This window comes from Flavobacterium haoranii (assembly GCF_009363055.1).
In the GTDB taxonomy this organism is placed as follows: Bacteria; Bacteroidota; Bacteroidia; order Flavobacteriales; family Flavobacteriaceae; genus Flavobacterium; species Flavobacterium haoranii.
The window spans coordinates 2,575,438-2,591,809 of the sequence record NZ_CP045292.1; the positions used below are offsets into that span (position 1 = coordinate 2,575,438).

Here is a 16,372-nt window from a genome sequence, read left to right on the forward strand (position 1 = left end):
GGATAATTTTTTACAAAAATAGGAATATAAAAAAAAGAGAATCAATATTGATTCTCTTTTTAAAGTATTTAGTTGAAATTTATTCTTTAATGAATTTTAAAGTTTTAGCTCCATTTTCTGTTTGTAATTTTATAAAATACACACCAGAAGCAAAATTAGAAGTATTAACAGTAAAATTAGAATTAGATGAATTTGATTTTACTACAGATTGACCTAAATAGTTAATTACTTCGTAAGAAGTTTTATTTCCTAATTCACTTGGCACAGAAATGTTTAAAACATCTTTAGTTGGGTTTGGATATAAAGAAATTGCATCTAAACCAAAGTTTGTAGCACTTAAAGAGGTATTTGTAAATGTTATAGATTCACTATCTCCAAAATCGTCTCCACCTGATCCAACAGTTATAGCGCCTCCATTTGTAGTAATTGTCCAACTTCCTTGATCATTATTTGAAACTCCTCCTGAACTACTTCCAGCTAGGCCATCACCATAAGAATCAAAAATAGTGAAAATATAACAATCTGGAGCTAAAGTCCAAGTCATTCCACTCTCTAAAACTTGTGTTCCAGCAGCTCCAGTGAATGTGTAAGGTCCTCCCGAATATACTATTGCATTAGAACTATTTCTAATTTCCCAAGATGTTTCGTCTCCAAAAGGATCACCAATTAAATTAAAAGTATAATTTGAATAATTATAATTAGGAATAGTACCAGGGGTAAAACTAAAAGTTTTTGAACTTACATTGTTTGAAGCTCTTTGGTCAGCTACACCATTTGCCGTAGTTACAGTAGTGTTTAATGTTCCATTTACATCAGTGTATGGTAACGAAATGTATGCAAATTTATTTGGAGCTAAATTGCCAACAAAATTATAAACATAATTAGTTCCGCCGTTCATGTTGTAGCTTATTGTAGCTGACGTTAAATTTGACGTACCTCTGTTGTAAAGTGAAATTACTTTTAAAGGAATTGAAGGATTTAGATTAGCACAACTTGCATCAATATTACAAGAATTTTCAATTATAACTTCTGCATCATTAGCAAATAATGTAATTGCTAAATCTTTTGTAGAAGTTTTTAATGAAGCTCTTCTTGGAGAATTGTTCATTACAGTTAAAATTCTTGTTTTTTGATCTTGTGTAAAAATATTCATACATGCATCATCTGTATAATCCATGTAGTTTTCAAACATTTCATCGCTTGTACCACAAGTGTTAGATTTTGGATGTGTTGGACAACCATCATTTGCGGAATTATGTACGGGTGTATCATTACAATAATCCGTACCACATGTTGCATCTCCCCAAATGTGTCTTAAACCTAAATAGTGTCCTACTTCATGTGTCATAGTTCTACCTTTGTCATATGGAGCAGAAAAATTTCCAGTAGCTAAATCAGAACTACCAAAGAAGCTATAACCTGCAACTACTCCGTCAGTGTTAGCAGCGCCTCCAATTGTGTTTAGACCACCTAGTCCAGATGCGTCAGGGAATTGAGCATATCCTAAAAGAGTCGAATCTGTGAAATTAACTGACCACATATTCATATATTGGGTAGGGTCCCAAATTGTATTAGGCTTTACTATAGTGTTTATGTCAGTTGTAGACCAAGAGTCTTCACATAAGTTTACTCGATTAATTCCGTTTGTAGGATTTCCATTAGGATCTACCTTTGCTAAAACAAACTCTATAGTTGTGTCAGCTCCTACTGAGCTAGAGTTATAACCAGGAGTTCCAGCCATTCTTCTGAAATCTTGGGTCATTACAGTAATTTGAGATTGAACTTGCTCGTCTGTAATGTTTTCATTTACACCATAAGCATCACCATTGTGAATAACATGAACAACAACTGGAATACGAATAATTCCTCCTGATTGCGAGCTAACCATTTGTTCTTGTTTATAATTTTCAATAAGTGGAGCTATCCAGTTCTCAAATTGATCGTTTGAAAGTCTTTTAGGGTTTTGTTCTTGCAAAAATTCTTCATATTCCGTAGATAAACAACGAATATGTCCAGTTGGAGTTAAATTTTCTGAAGAAATCACCTTGCCAAAGTGGCGATGACTTTTTTGAGTTTCTTGTGCATTAGTTAATGTAATTCCTAATAACAAGAAACTTAATAAAGTAATTTTTTTCATCTGTTTTGGGTTTAATAATATATTTGCAATTTACTAAAATTAATTGTTTTTATTTTTTTAAGAATGTTAATTCAACAAAGTTTAATAATTCTATTTGTTTTATAAATTTATCTTATATAAATGGTTAAATATTTGAAATAGTATTAGTGATTTTTTAAAAAAATAAGATGCTTTTTATATATTTGCTAACAATTTAATAACCAAATTATAACCAAATGAAAAAATTATTACTAATCTCATTTTGTACATTAGCAGTAAATTTTACTTTTTCGCAAGTAAAAGGACCTTGGAAATCTGTTTCCGATAGAAATGTTACAAAAAACAAAACTGTTGAAAGGGAGTCTTTTCCAGAAGTATTTGAATTAGTGCTTCTAGATTTGAATGCTTTTAAACAAACATTGCAAAATGTGCCTGATAGATTATCTAGAAGTGCGCAGGGAGTTATTATTTCTTTGCCAAATGCTGAAGGTAAACTAGAACGTTTTGAAATTTTTGAAGCCTCAAATTTTGAACCAAGTTTACAGGCTCAATTTCCTGAAATTAGATCATATGCTGGTCAAGGAATTGAAGATAAAACTGCAGTACTTAGATTAAGTTTGGATGCAAGAGGTATTCAAACGATGGTTTTTAGAGCAGATAAATCAGCTGAATTTATGGAGCCTTATTCAGAAGATGGTAAAGTTTATGCTGTTTACAACTCTGCTAGAAAAAAGGGCAAGCTACCTTTTACATGTTCAACTCCAGAACAAATTATGACAGATAAATTGTCATCAAACGATGTTATTTCAAGATCTAGCACTGGAACACTGTTAAATTTTAGATTAGCACTTTCATGTAATGGTGAATACGCAAATTATTTTGGAGCAACAAGTGCAGCTCAAGTAGCAAATGTTTTAGCAGCTTTTAATGCAACTATGACACGTGTTAATGGTGTTTTTGAAAAAGATTTTGCAATTCATATGAATATTGTTGCTTCTACTACAAATGTTATTTATTATAATCCTGCAACAGATCCATATACAACTTTAGCGAGTTGGAATACTCAACTTCAACAAGCTTTAAACACTACTTTAACAGGTCCTTCAACTTCATTAGCTGCTAATAATGCTGCTTATGATGTTGGTCATATGTTTGGTGCTACTGGTGGTGGAGGTAGTGCTGGTTGTATTGGTTGTGTTTGTGTTAATGGTACGGCTTCAGGTACTGGAGCTACTAAAGGAAGAGGAATTACTTCTCCAGCAGATGGAGTTCCAATGGGTGATACTTTTGATATCGATTATGTTGCTCATGAATTAGGTCATCAATTTGGAGCAAATCACACTTTCTCTCATTCTAATGAAGGATATGGGGTAAATAAAGAAGTTGGTGGAGGTGTAACTGTTATGGGTTATGCAGGAATAACAAATTATAATACTCATATGAATTCTATTGATGTTTTCCATTCGGCAAGTATTGCTCAAGTTCAGGCTAATATGGTTGGAAAAACATGTCCTACTAGTACTCCAATCACTCATAGTGCTCCTGTTGTAAATGCTGGTGCAGATTATACGATTCCATTAAGTACTCCATTTATTTTAACTGGTTCTGCTACAGATGCTGGAGGTGCAAGTGGTTTAACTTATACTTGGGAACAAAATGATGATGGTGGCGCTAATATTAATGCTGCAAGTGTGGCTAGTCCAACAAAAACAGAAGGTCCGAATTTTGTTTGCTATCCAGCTTCTGTTAATCCTTATAGATATTTTCCAACCTATTCTTCTATTTTAAATGGAAGTACAACTACGGCTGGTGTTGGAGTGACAATGGAAGCATTAAGTTCTGTTGCAAGAACATTAAATTTTAGACTAACAGCTAGAGATAATGTTGCTGGTCAAGGACAAACTAATTTTGATGATGTTATCGTTACAGTAGCAAATAAAACTGCACTAAATGTAACAATGGCAGCGGGTACTAGTTATCCAGTAGGTTCATCTCAAACAGTAGTTTGGACAGGCGCAACTGGAGCTAATGGTCATAGTACTATTGCAGGCGGAAATAATGTAGATATTTTGTTTTCATCTGACAATGGAGTTACTTGGTCAACTTTATTAACTGCAACCAATAATGACGGTTCTGAGGTTGTAACTTTACCGGCTGGTGTTGCTGCGCCATATTGTAGATTTATGGTTAAAGCAAGTGGTAATGTTTTCTTTAATATTTCTCAACCATTTGCAGTTGGTTATACATTGTCAACAGTTTGTCAAACATATTCAAATAATACGGCTTTGCCTATTCCTGATGGGTTAGGTGCAAATGTTAGCGGTGGAAATGTATCTAAATCAATTGTGACCACTGGAATTCAAGGTATAATTTCGGATGTCAATGTGCATGTAACCAGTGGACATAGTTATTTTTGGGATTTAAATGTATTTTTAACTCACCAAGGAGAAGGGGCTGTATCAAATTTATTAGCTAGAAATTGTAATAATTCAACGCCAAGTGGTTTTAATATCACGTTTGACGATTCTGGGGCTACTTTAGTATGTACTAATCCTGTTTCTGGAACATATGTACCAGCTAGTGTATTATCTGTTTTTAATGGCAAAGATCCTAATACAACTTGGACAATTACAGCAAATGATAATTACAATGGAGATACTGGAAATATTGATACATTTGAAATTGAAATATGTACAATTATTCCAACGTTATCTGTAAATTCATTTTCTAGTTTAGAAGATTTAGTGTTATATCCAAATCCAAATAATGGAACTTTTAATATTCAAATGAATCTATTGGAGGAGAATACATCAATAAAAGTTTTTGATATTAGAGGAAGATTAATGGCAGATCGAAAAGTGAATGCTACAGGTTTAGTAAATGAAGTAGTTAATTTACAAAGTGCTCAATCAGGTATTTATTTAGTTACTATTGAAAACGGTTCTAAGAAAGTTACTAAGAAAATTGTTGTTGAATAATAACAAGTAATGATAAAAAGAAAATCCCGCAATTGCGGGATTTTTTATTTATAAGAATCTAAAAAATTAGTTTCTTTCTTTTCTTTCTAGTTCGGCTTGAAATTCTTCCATAACTGGTTTAACAGTGCTTTCAGGTAAATCGGCAATTTTTATATACATTAAGCCATCTACAGCGTTGTTAAACAAAGGGTCAACATTAAAAGCAATAACTCTTGCATTTTGTTTAATGTACTTTTTAATTAAAACAGGTAAACGTAAATTTCCTGGTTCAACCTCATCAATAATTTTATCAAACTTATTTAAATCTGCTTCGGCTTCATTGAAAACAAAATCTTTATCAGCATCTTTAAGTTGTACTTTATATTCTTTTTTAGGACGAACATATTGTGCAATGTAAGGGTCGTAGTAATGCGATTTCATAAATTCAATCATTAAGGATTTTGAGAAATCTGAAAATTGATTGCTAATACTTACTCCACCAATTAAATATTTATGTTCTGGATAGCGTAATGTTGTATGCACAATGCCTTTCCAAAGTAAAAATAAAGGCATCGGCTTTTGCTGATATTCTTTACAAATAAAGGCGCGTCCCATTTCTATTGACTGACTCATTAAATCGTAAAGCTCAGGTTCAAATCTAAAAAGTTCGTGTAAATAAAATCCATCTATTCCATGTTTTGAATAAATTTCCGAACCTAATCCCATTCTATAAGCACCAGCAATTTGTTGAAGTTCTTCATCCCACAAAAACATATGGTGGTAATATTTGTCGTATTGATCTAAATCAATTGATTCATTTGTTCCTTCTCCAACTTCTCTAAATGTGATTTCTCTTAATCGACCAATTTCGTGTAAAATATTTGGAATTTTATCAGCAGTAACTAGAAAAACTTCATAGTTTTTACTTTGTAGTAATCTATAATCACCTTCACGAACAAAATTAATTTCTTCAAGAATTTGTTCATGATTTGCAGGTTTTGCAATTTGTTTGGGCTGCTTGGTAACTTTTAAAGAAGGAGTGGAGATTAATTTGGTGTTTTCTTTTTCAAAAGCATTAGATAACATGTAAGTTTTTCTTCTCAAAAAATCGCCATATTCTTCAAGAGAAGCATGTTCGCTCTGTTCTGCAACTGAAATAGGTTTACCAATTCTAACCTTAATTACTCTATCTTTTTGTGTTAACAATTCACTTGGAAGTTTTGCTGTTCTAAGTGTATCATTTAAGTTAGATAAGAAATAGAATAGCTTACTATTTTTAGCATGGAAATATATAGGTACAACAGGAACATTTGCTTTTTTAATAATCTTAATTGCACTTTCTTCCCAAGGTTTATCAACTACTAATTTTCCATCTTTATAAGTTGAAACTTCTCCAGCGGGGAAAATACCTAGCGGTTTTCCATCTGCTAAATGACGTAATGTTTCCTTAATTCCTACAACACTCGATTTTGCATCCTTATGATTTTCAAAAGGATTAACCGGCATTATGTAGGGTTTCATAGGTTCAATTCTATGTAATAAAAAATTGGCAATAATTTTAAAATTAGGCTCTTTTTCAAGCATTAATTTTAATAATAAAATACCATCAATACCACCAAGTGGGTGATTTGAAATGGTGATGTACGGGCCTTCTTTTGGTAAACGTTTTAAATCTTCTTCAGGTATTTCAAATTTTATTTGAAATTCATCTAAAATAGCATTTAAAAAAGCTAAATCTTCTAAATGTTTATTGCGGTTGTATATATCGTTTAGGGTAGAAATTTTTAGAACTTTCATGAGTAACCACCCTGAAAACGTTCCTAAAAAGCCGTATTTATCTGCATTTATAGCTTTTGCTACCTCTTTGGCTGTAACTAATCCCATTTAATTTTTGAATTGAGCGAAAAACAAAGATAAAAATAATTGTCAATTAAATTTTCTTTTACCTCTAAATATAGAAGAAAACTTAAGGAAATTGTTACATTGTTTTGATTGTAAATAGTTTAAGGATTAGTGTAGAATAGTAGTAATAGATAGCTTTTTTTTATTATTTTTGAACGAATTCAAACCAAAAATAGATGAAGATAATTTCTTATAATGTTAATGGAATTAGAGCAGCAATTACTAAAGGATTTTTAGATTGGTTACAAAGTGCAAATCCTGATGTAATATGTTTACAAGAAATTAAAGCTACAGAAGAACAAATCCCAAAATTAGAAATTGAATTAGCGGGTTATCCTTATCAATATTATTTTCCTGCAGAGAAAAAAGGTTATAGTGGAGTAGCAATACTTTCTAAAATAGAACCTAAAAATGTAGTTTACGGAACTGGTATTGATTATATGGATAAAGAAGGTCGTAATCTTAGAGCCGATTTTGAAAATGTTTCAGTAATGAGTTTGTATTTGCCTTCTGGTACGAATATTGATAGGTTAGATCATAAGTTTCAATATATGTTCGACTTTCAAAAGTATGTCGATAATCTTAAAAAAGAGATTCCAAACTTAGTCATTTGTGGTGATTATAATATTTGCCACGAAGCAATTGATATTCATGATCCTATTAGAAATGCTAAAGTATCTGGTTTTTTACCCGAAGAACGCGCTTGGTTAGATGGTTTTATGAAAAGCGGATTTGTAGATACTTTTAGATTTCTAAATAAAGAACCTCACAATTACAGTTGGTGGAGTTATCGTGCAAATGCAAGAAATAATAATAAAGGATGGAGAATAGACTATTGCTTGGCAGCAGAGCCTTTGAAAGATAAAATTCAAAGAGCACTTATTTTGCCTGAGGCAAAACATTCCGATCATTGTCCAGTTTTAGTAGAGTTAAATTAAAGAAAATAATAACCAATTATGATAAAAAAAGTTGCCCTTGCCGTGGTAGTTTTAGGATTAACTACTTCATGTGTGTCTAAAAAAATCTATCAAGATTTAGAAAGTAAATATGCCGATTTGAAAAAAGAGCGTAATGCTTTGGCTGATGAAAATGAAAATTTAACAGCAACAAAAAATCAATTAGAATTAGATAAAAATAGTCTTCAAGCTGAATTAGATAAAGCAAAAGCGGAACGCGATAAATTAGCAAATGATTATGCTGCTACGAAGAAAAGCTTAGATAATTTAAAATCTTCTTATAATGCATTAGAAAAAAATAGTAATGATGCTTTAGAAAGCAACATGAAAAAAAATCGAGAATTGTTAGCAGAATTAGAAGCAAAACAAAAAGCTTTAAGTGCAGAACAAGAACGTTTAAATAAATTAAAAACTGATTTAGAAGCTTCTTCTACTCGTTTAGCAGAATTAGAAAAATGATGGCTGATAAAGAAGCGGCAATGAATAAATTAAAAGAATCATTGTCAAAAGCTTTATATGCATTCGAAGGTAAAGGTTTGTCAGTAGAACATAGAAATGGAAAAGTATATGTTTCTATGGAGAATAAATTGTTATTCGAATCTGGAAGTTGGACAGTTGGAACGGAAGGAAAAAAAGCAGTTAAAGCTCTAGGGAATGTTTTAGCAGAAAATCCAGATATTTCTGTGCTAATTGAAGGACATACCGATAACGATAAAATTGTTGGTTCTATTGGTGGTGGAGTAGAAAATAACTGGGATTTATCTACAAAACGTGCTACTGCGATTGTAAACATTTTATCTGAAAATAAAGGAATCGATAAAAAGAATTTAACTGCTGCTGGTCGTAGTGAGTTTGCTCCATTAGCAGGAAATGAAACTGCTGAAGGAAAAGCAAAAAATAGAAGAATCGAAATTATCTTAACACCTAAATTAGATGAAATTTCTAAGCTAATGAGTGAGTTGTAATTTTAAAAAAGAATTAAACGCAAAAACTTGTCATTTCGAGCGAAGTCGAGAAATCTCATAATTTTGATTATGTGATTCTTCAAAAATTCGGAGTGACAAGTTTTTTTATAAATAAATAACCTATGAAAAAAATAGCATTCTTATTCGCAATAATTCTTGTAAGTTGTTCTTCAACTAAAGATATTTCTTGCGAAAAAAACAGCATTAATCAACTTTTAGACAATTGGCACAAAGCTGCAGCCGAAGCTAATTTTGACAATTATTTTAATGCGATGTCAGAAGAATCTATTTTCATTGGAACCGATGCAACTGAAAATTGGAACAAAGCACAATTTATTGCTTTTGCAAAGCCTTATTTCGATAAAGGTCACGCTTGGAGTTTTACAGCTTTAGAAAGAAATATTTATTTTTCTGAAGATGGTAAAACCGCTTGGTTTGATGAATTATTGAACACTCAAATGAAAATTTGTAGAGGAAGTGGTGTGTTGCAAAAAGTTGGAAGCGAATGGAAAATTAAACATTATGTTTTGTCTATGACTGTTCCAAACGATAATGTAAATGAGGTTGTAAAAATTAAAGCGCCTACAGAAGACGCTTTAATAAATAAGTTACAATCGAAATAAATTAGTTGTAAATATGCTTCTTCAAATTCTTGAACATTTCAACGGTCATATTTTCTAAATCGTAGTCGTTTTTCCAACCCCAATCTTCTCTTGCTGAAGTGTCATCAATGCTTGCTGGCCAACTGTCGGCAATTTTCTGACGAAAATCAGGTTCATAATCTAAAGTGAAGTTTGGATAATGTTTTTTAATTTCTTCACCAATTTGTTTCGGAGTAAAACTCATTGCAGCTAAATTATAAGAAGATCTAATTTTAATATTCTCTTTAGGAGCTTGCATAATTTCAATAGTAGCTTTAATAGCATCGTCCATATACATCATAGGCAATTCCGAGTTTTTACCTAAAAAGCTTGTGAAAGTTCCTTCAGTTATGGCTTTATGGTAAATGTCAACAGCATAATCTGTAGTGCCTCCACCTGCTTCAGTACTCCAGCTAATTAAACCTGGATAGCGAATACTTCTTACATCAACTCCATATTGTGCATAGTAATATTCGCACCATCTTTCACCACATTGTTTCGAAATTCCGTAAACTGTAGTAGGTTCCATAATAGTGTATTGCGGCGTGTTATGACGTGGAGTTGTAGGTCCAAAAACTGCAATACTAGAAGGCCAAAATATTTTTTGAATTTTTCCTGCTTTTGCTAAATTTAAAACATGGAAAAGTGAATTCATATTTAAATCCCAAGCAAAAGCCGGATTTTTCTCAGCAGTTGCCGAAAGCAAGGCTGCCATTAAATAAACATCAGTAATATTATATTGTTCAATTAAATGCTCAATTTGATTATAATCGAGAGCATTTACAACTTCAAAAATACCATCGTTAACCACATCATTGTTTAGCTTTCTAATATCTGAAGCTATAACATTTTCAACGCCATAAGTAGCTCGAAGTGTTTTTGTTAGTTCGGTCCCAATTTGACCACAAGCGCCAATTATTAATATTTTGGTGTCCATTATTGTTTAGTTAAGTTTGCCTTTACAAATATAATTATTTTTAAAAGCGATTATTGAGAATTTAATAAATTTTAATATAGTTTTAAGCGTCTATTTGTGAATTTTTTAACCCAAACATTTATACTTTTGCGGTATCTTTACAACTTAAAAACAATTTTTAATGAAGATGAAATTCTTTTATAGTTTTCTTTTACTTTTAGTTTTGGTTTCTTGCAATGATTTTTCCGATTTAAATGCTGAATCTGAAAAAAATAAACAACGCAATGAAGCGGTATTTAAAGCTATTTCTAAAGAATGGAATTTTGTTTTTCCAAGTACTAAACCCGAAATTCATACAGCATTAAATGAATGGAAAGATTGGCAACAATTTCAAAATGAATTGGAACAAAAACCTAAAACATCTTTGTTGGCTTTTCAAATGAAAATTGAAAATGTGTCTAAAAGAGCAGACAGTCTTTATTTAACAGTTCCAGCAAAATTCAATAATCCTCAAGTTAGAAGCCGCTTGATTACATTAGACACACAATTAAATTCTTTAAATACTTATATGCATTTACAGGTAATTCCTGAAAAAAAAGTAATTACACTTATCAATAGTGTAAATGGAGAAATTAAAAGTGTTTATAAACAACTTGAAGAAATTATCATAAAAGAAGCAATTCCAATGGAAATTGGTGAAGCCGATTTAATTAAAGCGCTCGATACTTCTAGAATGGCTACTGAAAAAGTCTTTGATGATAACTTAAAAAAGATGGATTCAGTAAATGAAAAACCAAAAAGAAAACCTTTTTTAAAAAAATAAATTGTTTTGAGTAAGTCAGATATTGCATCGATTTATAGCAAAAATGTAAAAGCAGGTCAAATTGTTGATACATTTAATTCTCGAAAAAAAATTGCTGTAAATGGTTTAACAGGTTCATCATTATCTTTTTTAACTTCTACTTTATTTGAAAAAGCGAATTGCCTTTTTTATTATTATTTAATGATAAAGAAGAAGCGGCTTATTATTTAAACGACTTAGAACAATTAGTTTCAAAAGATGATGTATTGTTTTATCCTGCATCTTATAGAAGACCTTATCAAATTGAAGAAACTGATAATGCCAATGTATTATTGCGTGCTGAGGTTTTAAATCGCATTAATTCTCGAAAAAAACCAGCCATTATTGTTTCTTATGTAGAAGCAGTTTTTGAAAAAGTAGTTACTCGAAAAGAACTTGAAAAGAATACATTAAAAATTCAAGTTGGTGATAATTTATCGATTGATTTTATAAACGAAACACTTTTTGAATACAATTTTAAACGTGTCGATTTTGTAACTGAACCAGGAGAATTTTCCGTTCGTGGTGGAATTATCGATGTGTTTTCGTTTTCTAATGATAATCCGTATCGTATTGAGTTTTTTGGTGATGAAGTAGATAGTATTCGAACATTTGATGTTGAAACCCAACTTTCCGTTGAAAAACTGAAGAAAATTAATATTATTCCAAATGTCGAGAATAAATTATTAGAAGAAAATCGTGAAAGTTTTCTAGATTATATCAATGAAAAAACGGTTTTAATTATTCAAAACACTGATTTTCTTGGACAACAATTGGATAAATTATATGTGAGAGCAAATGAAGCTTTTGATAAACTATCGACTGATATTAAACACAGTAAACCAGAAGAATTATTTGTAAATCAAAAGTCATTTTTAAAGAAAGCTTTAGATTTTGCAGTAATAGAATTAGATAAAAATTCTGTTTTTAAAGCAGAAAAGAAATTCGAGTTTCACATACAACCGCAACCATCGTTCAATAAACAATTCGATTTGTTGTTGAATAATTTAAGCGAAAATCATTTCAACGGCTACACCAATTATTTGTGTTGTTCCAATGAAAATCAGGCGAATCGTTTTCATGATATTTTTGAATCTATAGACGAAGAACAACACGAAAGTATTCGTAAGCAATATAAAACCATCGTTTTACCTTTATACCAAGGATTTATAGACGATGAAAACCGCATCGTTTGTTATACCGATCATCAAATATTTGAACGTTACCATAAGTTTAGCATTAAGAATGGTTATTCTAAAAAGCAAACCATAACGTTAAAAGAACTAACGTCGCTTTCTGTTGGCGATTATGTAACGCATATCGATCACGGAATTGGGAAATTTGGCGGTTTACAAAAAATTGAAGTTGAAGGCAAAACACAAGAAGCGATTAAATTGGTTTATGCCGATAATGATATTGTGTATGTTAGTATTCATTCGCTTCATAAAATTTCAAAATACAACGGAAAAGATGGAGCGCCTCCTAAGATTTACAAATTAGGAAGTAGTGCTTGGAAAACCTTAAAACAAAAAACCAAAGCGCGTGTTAAGCACATTGCCTTCAATTTGATTCAGCTGTATGCAAAAAGACGATTGGATAAAGGTTTTCAATATGCGCCTGATAGCTATTTACAAAAAGAATTAGAAAGTTCGTTTATTTATGAAGACACACCCGATCAAATTACAGCAACAGCTGATGTAAAAGCTGATATGGAAAGCGAACGTCCGATGGATCGATTGGTTTGTGGCGATGTTGGTTTTGGAAAAACAGAAGTGGCTATTCGTGCTGCATTTAAAGCAGTTGACAATGGAAAACAAGTCGCTGTTCTAGTTCCAACAACCATTTTGGCGTACCAACATTATCGCACCTTTTCCGAACGTTTAAAAGACATGCCTGTTACGGTAAACTACCTAAACCGATTTAGAACGGCAAAGCAAAAATCAGAAACGTTAAAAGCGCTTGAAGAAGGAAAAGTAGATATTATCATTGGAACGCATCAATTGGTTAATAAAAATGTACAGTTCAAAAATCTTGGTTTATTAATTATTGACGAAGAACAGAAATTTGGCGTAAACGTAAAAGATAAATTAAAAACTATTGCTACTAATGTTGATACGTTGACGTTAACCGCAACACCAATTCCGAGAACATTACAATTTTCATTAATGGCTGCTCGAGATTTATCAGTGATTACTACGCCACCGCCAAATCGATATCCTATTGAAACGCAAGTTATCCGATTTAACGAAGAGATTATTCGCGATGCAATTTCGTATGAAATTCAACGTGGTGGACAAGTCTATTTCATTAACAACCGCATTGAAAATATTAAGGAGGTTGCAGGAATGATTCAACGATTGGTACCTGGTGCAAAAGTGGGCATTGGTCACGGACAAATGGATGGTAAAAAGTTAGAGGAATTAATGCTGGCTTTTATGGAAGGGGAATTTGATGTTTTAGTAGCAACTACTATTATTGAAAGTGGTTTAGATGTACCAAATGCGAATACGATTTTCATTAATAATGCGAATAATTTCGGACTTTCCGATTTACACCAAATGCGTGGTCGTGTAGGTCGAAGCAATAAAAAAGCGTTTTGTTATTTTATAACGCCGCCTTATTCTATGATGACGAGCGAAGCGCAAAAACGTATAACTGCTTTAGAGCAGTTTAGCGAATTAGGAAGCGGTTTTAATATTGCCATGAAAGATTTGGAAATTCGTGGTGCTGGAGATTTATTAGGCGGCGAACAAAGTGGTTTTATTAATGAAATTGGTTTTGAAACCTACCAAAAAATCATGAATGAAGCCATTGAAGAACTGAAAGAAAACGAATTTAAAGATTTATATACCGAAGAAAACAATATTGAAACTAAAGAATTTGTAAAAGAAATACAAATTGATTCTGATTTTGAGTTGTTGTTTCCGGATGAATATATTAACAATATTTCGGAGCGTTTGAACCTTTACAACGAGTTAAGTAACATTAAAACGGAAGAAGAATTAGAACGTTTTGAGCAAAGATTAGTCGATCGTTTTGGAGCGTTGCCTAAGCCAGTTTTAGCACTTTTAAATAGCGTTCGCATTAAGTGGAAAGCAACCGCAATGGGAATTGAAAGATTGATTTTAAAACAAGGTAAAATGGTGGGTTATTTTATTAGCGACCAACAAAGCGATTTTTACCAAAGTAACCGTTTTATGAAAGTGTTGCAATTTGCCCAACAAAACGGAAACATTTGCAAACTAAAAGAAAAACAAACTAAAAATGGTTTGCGTTTATTGTTGACTTTTGATAATGTAAAAAGTGTAACGAAAGCGTTGGAATTGTTGAAAAGTTTCTAAACACGAAATACAATTCCGCACATCTCGGGTTATAAAAAAAAGAGACTATCCGTTGCTTTTTGGACAGCCTCTTAAGTTAAGAAATTCAAGTTTATTTACTTTCGTAAATTAAATTCGATTTGATTATAATTATACTCATTTGTATTTTCATAAGTTGCATCAAAAACCATTTCATTTTGTTGATTATAAATAATAAAACTTGGGAAACCCATTTTTTCATAATCACATTCTTTGCAAATTTCTTGAATTAATTTTTCAGTTCGTATAAATGGTTTTTTTTCATTGCCATATTTTTTTGTATCAATTATAAAACTTGGATTGTCTAAGTTTAATTGTTTTAAATAACTAAAGACTTTATCAAACCTTTGGTCTTGTTCTGCTGTTATTAAAAATAAATCTATATTATCCTCATTTTTTTTGAAAGTTCTATTAATTTGGGGAGCATTTCTTTACAAGGAGGACACCAAAAACCATAAAATAAAACAATTTTAAGTTTTTTTCGGATTTATTAATCATCTCCAATAAGGAAATATTATCTATCTTGTATAATTTTACATTACCTAAGGATTTTTTGTCTTCTGCAAAAAATCTTTCTTCATTCATATAATGAACACTCTCAATAGATACTTTTTCTATTTTATCAGTTTGTGAAAAACAATTTAACCAAATTAATAAAAATATAATTGACAATAATTTAACCATATTGTTAAATATTTATTTTGCATTTACTCTATAACCACCATTTTGACCTACAGAAGCATCGAAGCTATATTGACCAGCACCAAAAGTTATTCTTTCAGTTTCATTATCAATAGTTACATCCATTGATAAATCATTGTCAATGGTTAAAAATTCTTCTTTAGCTGAACCTTCTTCTAAAAGAAACTCAACGTAATGAATATTTAATTGATCATCAAATAATATAGGAGTTCTTACTTTACCATCCTTTAATGTGGTTGTAGCTAACTTCCAACCAGGAAACCAATCCCAATGGCAAACTCCAAAACCACTTTTACATTGTCTACTTTCTCTACCCCAATCCCAGTCAGCTATAACCCACCAACCTTTTTTAGCAGATGAAGAATTTTGAGATGTGGACGTAACATCAATAAAAGTTGTTTTTGCATTTTGTTCTTTGGAAACTAGATTTTCATTTGAACAATTAAATAAAATAAAAGATAAAAATGTAAGTGTTAGTACTAAATATAAATTATTTTTTTTCATAAGTTAAATTAAATTTTCTTTAAATTATTTTTGTTTTTACATATTTCAATTACACATCCTTGCAAGGTTGTAAATTAATTATTCGCGACTATTTAAAATACAATGTGTAATCAAAGTGGATAAAGTTTTAATTAATTTCTCTACAAAAAGCCCCGCTAAGAAGTGTTGCGGGGCTCATGTTCTTGTTAAGAAATAAAATTACTGCTATTAACCTGTATCAAAATTAAGATGTTTCTTAGCTAAGTTGGATACAGATTTTCTGTACATTTTGTTAAATTTAATGCAGTTTGCGTAATTTTTTTTCTGCTTTATCTAAATCTTTATGTAAATCGTTTAGTTTTTTTCCTTTTTCAGGATTTTCTCATTCATTTTAATTTTATCTTCTGGAGAAAGTTTTCCTTTGCGTTCTAGTTTTTCTAATTTTTCTTTTTGCTGTGCAATATCTTTATGTTGCGATTTAATTTTTTGTTTAATTTCTCAACATTATCATTTGCTTTTTCTAGCTTTTTTGTT

The 16,372-nt window shown here is 31.2% G+C and carries 9 protein-coding genes and 2 pseudogenes; 6 read left to right on the top strand and 5 right to left on the bottom strand.

Annotation, left to right across the window (positions count from 1 at the left end; all coding sequences use genetic code 11):
• Positions 1-79: 79 nt before the first annotated feature.
• Positions 80-2,137, bottom strand: coding sequence for a T9SS type A sorting domain-containing protein (locus tag GCU34_RS12125; protein WP_072781706.1), 2,058 nt, complete (start codon positions 2,135-2,137; stop codon positions 80-82).
• A gap of 215 nt (positions 2,138-2,352) precedes the next feature.
• On the opposite strand from GCU34_RS12125, the gene GCU34_RS12130 reads away from it, so the two are divergent.
• Positions 2,353-5,094, top strand: coding sequence for a zinc-dependent metalloprotease (locus GCU34_RS12130; protein WP_072781704.1), 2,742 nt, complete (start codon positions 2,353-2,355; stop codon positions 5,092-5,094).
• A 66-nt stretch (positions 5,095-5,160) separates the two neighbouring features.
• Here GCU34_RS12130 and GCU34_RS12135 read toward each other — a convergent pair whose 3' ends face one another.
• Positions 5,161-6,957: a GNAT family N-acyltransferase gene (locus tag GCU34_RS12135; RefSeq protein ID WP_072781701.1), complete on the bottom strand. Its 1,797-nt coding sequence runs from the start codon at positions 6,955-6,957 to the stop codon at positions 5,161-5,163.
• Positions 6,958-7,151: 194 nt separating this feature from the next.
• Here GCU34_RS12135 and GCU34_RS12140 point away from each other — a divergent pair, with 194 nt between their 5' ends.
• The 3 genes and pseudogenes from GCU34_RS12140 (at position 7,152) to GCU34_RS12150 (ending at position 9,519) form a co-directional block, all read left to right on the top strand.
• Positions 7,152-7,913 (top strand): exodeoxyribonuclease III, encoded by a 762-nt coding sequence (locus tag GCU34_RS12140; RefSeq protein WP_072781698.1) that lies wholly within the window; start codon positions 7,152-7,154, stop codon positions 7,911-7,913.
• An 18-nt stretch (positions 7,914-7,931) separates the two neighbouring features.
• Positions 7,932-8,896, top strand: a pseudogene (locus GCU34_RS12145) (OmpA family protein).
• Positions 8,897-9,018: 122 nt separating this feature from the next.
• Entirely contained in the window at positions 9,019-9,519 is a 501-nt protein-coding gene (locus GCU34_RS12150; protein WP_072781693.1) for a nuclear transport factor 2 family protein, read from the top strand.
• 1 nt (position 9,520) lies between these two features.
• On the opposite strand, the gene GCU34_RS12155 is transcribed toward GCU34_RS12150, so the two are convergent.
• A complete protein-coding gene (locus GCU34_RS12155) occupies positions 9,521-10,474 on the bottom strand; it encodes an NAD-dependent epimerase/dehydratase family protein (protein WP_072781691.1) in 954 nt (317 codons plus the stop codon).
• A 160-nt stretch (positions 10,475-10,634) separates the two neighbouring features.
• Between GCU34_RS12155 and GCU34_RS12160 the strand changes: the two genes are divergently transcribed.
• Both GCU34_RS12160 and mfd read left to right on the top strand, forming a co-directional pair.
• The gene (locus tag GCU34_RS12160; RefSeq protein ID WP_072781689.1) at positions 10,635-11,276 is read left to right on the top strand and encodes a hypothetical protein; all 642 of its coding nucleotides are present in this window, start codon (positions 10,635-10,637) and stop codon (positions 11,274-11,276) included.
• 60 nt (positions 11,277-11,336) lie between these two features.
• Positions 11,337-14,635, top strand: a pseudogene (gene mfd, locus GCU34_RS12165) (transcription-repair coupling factor).
• A gap of 397 nt (positions 14,636-15,032) precedes the next feature.
• On the opposite strand, the gene GCU34_RS14445 reads toward mfd, so the two are convergent.
• Positions 15,033-15,140: a TlpA family protein disulfide reductase gene (locus GCU34_RS14445; RefSeq protein WP_152378503.1), complete on the bottom strand. Its 108-nt coding sequence runs from the start codon at positions 15,138-15,140 to the stop codon at positions 15,033-15,035.
• A 209-nt stretch (positions 15,141-15,349) separates the two neighbouring features.
• The gene (locus GCU34_RS12175; RefSeq protein ID WP_072781680.1) at positions 15,350-15,859 is read right to left on the bottom strand and encodes a hypothetical protein; all 510 of its coding nucleotides are present in this window, start codon (positions 15,857-15,859) and stop codon (positions 15,350-15,352) included.
• Positions 15,860-16,372 lie beyond the last annotated feature (513 nt).

What these genes read in the sequence shown, in the direction of transcription:
- GCU34_RS12125 (WP_072781706.1), bottom strand. Translation starts at nt 2,137, where the DNA reads ATGAAAAAAATTACTTTATTAAGTTTCTTGTTATTAGGAATTACATTA.
- GCU34_RS12130 (WP_072781704.1), top strand. Translation starts at nt 2,353, where the DNA reads ATGAAAAAATTATTACTAATCTCATTTTGTACATTAGCAGTAAATTTT.
- GCU34_RS12135 (WP_072781701.1), bottom strand. Translation starts at nt 6,957, where the DNA reads ATGGGATTAGTTACAGCCAAAGAGGTAGCAAAAGCTATAAATGCAGAT.
- GCU34_RS12140 (WP_072781698.1), top strand. Translation starts at nt 7,152, where the DNA reads ATGAAGATAATTTCTTATAATGTTAATGGAATTAGAGCAGCAATTACT.
- GCU34_RS12150 (WP_072781693.1), top strand. Translation starts at nt 9,019, where the DNA reads ATGAAAAAAATAGCATTCTTATTCGCAATAATTCTTGTAAGTTGTTCT.
- GCU34_RS12155 (WP_072781691.1), bottom strand. Translation starts at nt 10,474, where the DNA reads ATGGACACCAAAATATTAATAATTGGCGCTTGTGGTCAAATTGGGACC.
- GCU34_RS12160 (WP_072781689.1), top strand. Translation starts at nt 10,635, where the DNA reads ATGAAGATGAAATTCTTTTATAGTTTTCTTTTACTTTTAGTTTTGGTT.
- GCU34_RS12175 (WP_072781680.1), bottom strand. Translation starts at nt 15,859, where the DNA reads ATGAAAAAAAATAATTTATATTTAGTACTAACACTTACATTTTTATCT.